General features: G+C 32.8%; 3 protein-coding genes. All 3 read left to right on the top strand.

Annotation, left to right across the window (positions count from 1 at the left end):
- Window positions 1-716 precede the first annotated feature (716 nt).
- Window positions 717-2552: an arylsulfatase gene (locus tag V5787_RS06530; RefSeq protein ID WP_336892455.1), complete on the top strand. Its 1836-nt coding sequence runs from the start codon at window positions 717-719 to the stop codon at window positions 2550-2552.
- Window positions 2553-2768: 216 nt separating this feature from the next.
- Complete coding sequence (locus tag V5787_RS06525) at window positions 2769-4562, top strand: arylsulfatase (protein WP_336892454.1); 1794 nt, start codon at window positions 2769-2771, stop codon at window positions 4560-4562.
- Between the two features lie 66 nt (window positions 4563-4628).
- On the top strand, window positions 4629-6215 hold the full coding sequence (locus V5787_RS06520; RefSeq protein WP_336892453.1) for an arylsulfatase: 1587 nt from the start codon (window positions 4629-4631) through the stop codon (window positions 6213-6215).
- The last annotated feature ends 10 nt before the right edge of the window (window positions 6216-6225 follow it).

Genomic DNA, 6225 nt, shown 5'->3' with positions numbered 1-6225 from the left:
TAAATAATTTGGCATAGATAGCACCAAAGACTTCGCTAGATCTTTTTGCGTTGGCATCTGATAAGGTACTTCGTTTTGGGAAATGGTTTAGGTTTAAATGACTGATGCGCCCTTCACAAGCAAGTAAAACTGTAGAAAGTTATCTAAGCGAGGATACATCACTCATTGTAACGTATAGCATTGTTACTAAATGCTCGTAAGTTTTAAAGGTTTTGTAATATCTATCACTATTGAAGGTTTTGGCTGTCCGAGAAATATCGGTGGGTAAAATGAATTTTAAAACTTGCTTAATTATTGGAGTTCCACTAAAGTGGGAAATCCTGTAAGGAAATCCCACTTTTAAAAATGTTTAGCGGACACTAATGTTTGAAAATAATAATTACATTACACCGAAATTGAGAAGTAATATCGATTTAAATGTCAAATTGGTATAAAAACAATGTGATTTATAAAACCATTTCAACAAAAAAATAAAAGAATGTTTTTTGAAATCCTAAATTATGGAATTTCAATACTTTGCAGATGCTAAGTTGAGAAATAAAATTGTAGATTTATTTTTTCATATAGACATATGATTTATAGTGTTGGGATGATAATTTATAGTAATGTTATTATAAATGTAATACTTTTATAGTGTTAAATAAAAATAATATATTGTCGATATTAGTTTATAAAAAAACGCACTAATTACAACGGTATAAATTAAATATATAAAAATGAAGCCTTACACATTCTATATTGGAATATTAATAAGTACACTAATATTTACATCTTGTAAATCTGAAAAAAATAAGACTACAGAAAAAGAAGCGAAACCTAACGTTATCCTTATTTTGGTGGATGATCAAGGTTATGGTGATATTGCTGCCTTAGGTAATAAATATATAAAAACTCCAAATATTGATGAGCTTCATGGAATTAGTGCAAGATTTACCGATTATCATGTAAGCCCTACATGTGCTCCAACTAGAGCGGCTTTATTGACTGGGCACCATAATAACAGAACAGGGGTCTGGCATACGGTTAACGGACGTTCGTTACTGTTAGAAAGAGAAACTACAATGGCTCAAATTTTCAAAGAAAATGGATACAAAACGTCTATGTTTGGAAAATGGCATTTGGGAGATAATTATCCATTCCGACCTGAAGATAAAGGGTTTGATGAGGTTTTAAGCCATGGAGGTGGTGGTATGGGACAGACGATGGATTATTTTGATAATGATTATTTTGATGATATGTATATTCATAACGGTAAGCTTGAAAAACATGAAGGTTATTGTACAAATATCTGGTTTTCTGAAGCTATAAAGTTCATAGAGTCAAATAAGGATGAGCCATTCTTTTGCTATTTACCAACGAATGCAGCGCACTCTCCTTATTTTGTAGAAAATAAGTATATAGAACCTTATATGGATAATGAAAATATTCATTATCCTCCTTTTTATGGGATGATTGCCAACATAGATGAAAACATTGGTAAACTAGTAGATTATTTAAGAACTAGTAAATTATTAGACAATACTATATTGATTTTTACCACTGATAATGGTACAGCTCAAGGAGCTAAAGTTGAAGGACATAGATTGGACGGTTTTGTTACAAAAGGCTATAATGCTGGAATGCGAGGAATCAAGGCAAGTAAATATGAAGGAGGTCATCGAGTACCTCTTTTTATTCATTGGAAAGACGGTGGCATCACCGTTGGTAAAGACATTGACGATTTAACAGCAAATTATGATATATTGCCAACACTTGTAGATTTATGTAAGTTAAAAGTTAGTTCAGATATTAAATTTGATGGTCAGAGTTTAGTGCCATTAATAAATGGAGACAATACGGAGTTTGAAGACAGAATTGTGATTGTAAACTCACAGCGTGTTGAAGTTCCAGAACCTTGGAGGAGAACATCTTTAATGCAAGGTAGTTGGAGATTGATTGACGGAATTGAATTGTATGATTTAAAAACAGACCCTGAGCAAAGAACAAATATAGCTGATCAGCATCCAGAAAAAATGACTGAGTTAAAAATAGCATATGATGCTTGGTGGAAAGAGATATCTCCAAGTTATAAGGATCAGCCATATATATACATAGGTCATAAAGCAGAAAATCCTGTAAAGTTGTATTGTCATGATTGGCACACCGAAAGTGAAGCAAGTCCTTGGCATCAAAGACATATAAGAACTGGCTATATAGACAATGGTTATTGGATGTTGAAAATAGCAGAAAGCGGAATTTACAAATTAAAGCTTCGACGTTGGCCAGAAGAAACACATTTAGCTTTAAATGCGAAAGCACCTATTCGTCCTGCTTTACCTAATACAAGTGTAACTGCTAGTAAACCAGGCAAATCGTTAAGTATTAATAAAGCTAGAATTAGTATTCAAGGTATTGAACAAGTAAGCACTGTGAATCCTGAAGCAGAATTTGTTGAGTTTACTGTGAAATTAACAAAAGGTGAAACACAACTTCAAACATGGTTTACTTTGGATAATAAAAAGGAATTAGGGGCTTATTTTGTATCGGTTGAAAAAATGAATCCTGCAAAATAATAATTTAATATAAAGTAGTCTGCATAGTTTGATAAAGCAACTTTTAATAATTGGTTTTGTTTTACAAGTTGTAAAGAGAAAACTTAAAATAAAAAAGTCATCAAAATGAAAGCATTGTTACTAGAACAAATGAAAAATCACAATAACCCATACAGGTTATGGAATTAAACCAAGTAATAATTAAGATGAGATTTTAAGAATATAAATTAAATAAAAATGGAAAAAAGAAGCTGGTTGTTAATTTTTGTAATTCTTGGTAATATTGGACTATTCTTTGGTCAAAATAAATTAGCCTTAAAACAAAAACCAAATGTAATTATTGTAATTACAGACGATCAGGGTAAAGGTGATCTTGCTTGTGAAGGAAATCCTTATATAAAAACGCCAAATATTGATGCTTTTTATAGTCAAGCAGTACGTTTTACGAATTATCATGTGTCAACTACTTGTGCGCCAACTAGAGGCTCTTTAATGTCGGGGAGGCATTGCAACCGAGTAAATGTATTTCATACGATAAATGGACGATCTATTTTGTTTGAAGATGAGGTTATTCTACCTCAAATATTTGCTCAAAATGGATATACAAATGCGATGTTTGGAAAATGGCATTTAGGAGATAATTATCCGTATCGTCCTGAAGATAGAGGGTTTCATGAAGTTCTTAGACTTGGTGGAGGAGGTATAGGTCAAGGTCCTGATTATTGGGGGAATGATTACTTTGATGACACTTATTGGCATAATGGAGTTACTGAAAAGTATAATGGATATTGTACAGATGTTTTCTTTTCTGAAGCTTTGGGTTTTATAGAAAAGAACAAAGATAATCCTTTTTTCTGTTATATATCTACTAATGCACCTCATTCACCTTATAACGTTCCTGAAAAATATATTGATATGTATCCAGTAGATGAATATCAAGGGATACATCCTAGAGCTTTAAGATTTTATGGAATGATTACCAATATAGACGAGAATTTTAAAAAGCTTGAAGATAAATTAGATGACTTAGGAATAGCAGATAATACCATTCTTATTTATACTTCAGATAACGGAACTGCTGCTGGTAGAAGTGTTTATAATGCTGGATTGAGAGGAGGAAAGGGAAGTCAATATGATGGAGGTCATAGAGTTCCTCTCTATATCAGATGGCCAGATGGGCAACTTACAGGAGGGAAAGACATAGATCATCTAGTAGCACATTATGATTTGTTACCAACCTTTGTGGATTTATTAGGTCTAGACTTTAACCCGATTAAAGAATTAGATGGAAAAAGTTTAAAACCTTTATTAGTAAATGAAAATCCTGAATGGGAAAATAGGATTTTATATATGGACACTCAGAGAGAACAGAACTTAATCAAGTACAGGAAGTATACTGTTATGGATGATAATTGGCGTTTGGTTGATGGAAATAAACTTTACGATATGCGTATCGATTTAGGACAAGAAAATAATGTAATTAAAGATTATCCCGAAGTTGCCAGTCGCATGTCTGTAGGTTATGAAAAATGGTGGAAGTCTTTTGTAGATGAGGAGGTGAACCAAAAATATGCATATATCAAAGTGGGATCCGAAAAGGAAAATCCTAGTCGAATTTCTGCGCACGATATGATTGTTGGTAAATATGCCTCTTCATGGCATCAAGATGGAGCAAGAGTACCAGAGCAATCTTCTGGTAAGTGGAAAATTGAGTTTGTAGAAGATGGTGAGTATACTATAAGTCTACGTAGATTTCCTAGAGAAAGTAATTTGGCTATAAATGCAACTTTTCCTGCTCAGGAAAAAGCGATTATTTTGGATAAAACTTCCCCAGCAAGTGTGAAATCTGACATGAAAAAAGCATTTTTATATGTTGCTAATATTTCTAAAACTTTAGATATTAAAAAAGGAGCCGATGAGGTTACATTTAAAGGAAAAATTCCTGCTGGGAAATATGATATGGAAGCACAATTGATTGATGAACTTGGTAGGGTGTATCCTGCTAATTATGTTTATATAGAGAAAAAATAAAAAACTTTTTGTTATATAAAACAGGTAGTTGATTAATAGTTTTTGACAAATAAATATAAAATATAAATGAAAAAAATAATACCTCAATTTTTAGTTTTTCTAATCTGTTTGATAAGCAATGTAAATAACTTATTAGCTCAGGAAAATGATCAGCTAGATGAAAAACCAAACATCATTATTATTTATACAGATGACCAAGGAGTTGGTGATGTAAGTGCGCTTAACCCAAATGCCAAATTTAAAACTCCAAATATGGATAAGTTGGCTAATGAAGGAGTTGTGTTTACTGATGGACATAGTAGTGATGCAGTATGTACTCCCTCTAGGTATACCTTGTTAACAGGGCGTTATAGTTGGAGGACTTCGTTGAAAAAAGGAGTTTTAGGTGCTGATGGACCGTGTTTGATAGAGAAAGATAGAACGACTATTGCATCACTTTTAAAAGAGAATGGTTATAATACAGCAATGATTGGTAAGTGGCATCTTCAAATGGAATTCGAAGGAGAAAAAGGAAAAGGAAGAGACTGGTCTAAGCCGTTTACAGATGGACCTATTGAAAAAGGTTTCGACTATTTCTTTGGGATCTCTGCATCTATGAATTACGGGATATTAACTTATTTAGAGAATGATCGAGTATTGGATGCTCCGACGTTGTTTACAAAAAAGAAAATGAATATAACTCCTCGTACTTATAGAATGACTCCACCTTATGAAAAAGAACTCGGTAGAGGTTATGTGGAAGTTGCTCCGTCATTTAATGATGAACTGGTATTAGAAACTTTTGCTAATAAAGCGGTTGAGTATATTAATAAATCTTCAAGTGAAGCAAAGAATGGTAAGCCTTTCTTTTTGTATTTTCCTTTAACAAGTCCACATTTACCTCATTGTACACATCCTGATTTTCAAGGAAAAAGTGACTGTGGAAATTATGGAGATTTTATGCAAGAAACAGACTTTCGTGTAGGACAGGTTTTAGATGCTTTAAAAGCAAATGGTTTGGAAGAAAACACTTTGGTTATTTTTTCGTCAGATAATGGGGCTGAGAGTAATTATAAATACCAAAGGGATACTTACCAACATTATAGTTGTATGAATTTTAAAGGAGGAAAAAGAGATATTTATGAAGGAGGACACAGAGTTCCATTTTTAATGCGTTGGCCAAATGCTATCAATGCGGGATTAAAAGTAGATGAGCCTGTTTGTCAATCTGATTATTTAGCAACCATTGCAGATATTATTGGTGTTGAACTTGCTGATAATGAGGGAGAAGATAGTTATAGTTTGTATCCAATGATGAAAAACAAAGACGCAACTGTAGATAGAGCGGTAATTCACCATTCTATTACAGGGCATTTTGCAATTAGAGAAGGAAAATGGAAATTGAATATGCTTAGAGGTTCTGGAGGCTCTTTAAAACCAGTTGTTGTGGAACCAAAAGAAGGAGAGGCATTATATGAGTTATACAATATGGAAAATGATCCAGGGGAAACCACAAACCTCTATTTTAAATATCCTAATATTGTGGAAAAACTAAAGGAAAAAATTACTGAGATTATTAAAAATGGCAGATCTACTGATGGGACTCCTCAACCTTTTGTTAAAGAAAAATGGAAGCAACTAACTTGGATGGATCTCTATCACGAATTTAAATAATTTTGCTAAA

The organism is Flavicella sp. (assembly GCF_037132785.1).
Classification (GTDB): domain Bacteria; phylum Bacteroidota; class Bacteroidia; order Flavobacteriales; family Flavobacteriaceae; genus Flavicella.
The sequence above is the reverse complement of the archived record's forward strand: the minus strand, read 5'-3'. Positions and strand labels throughout refer to the sequence as shown.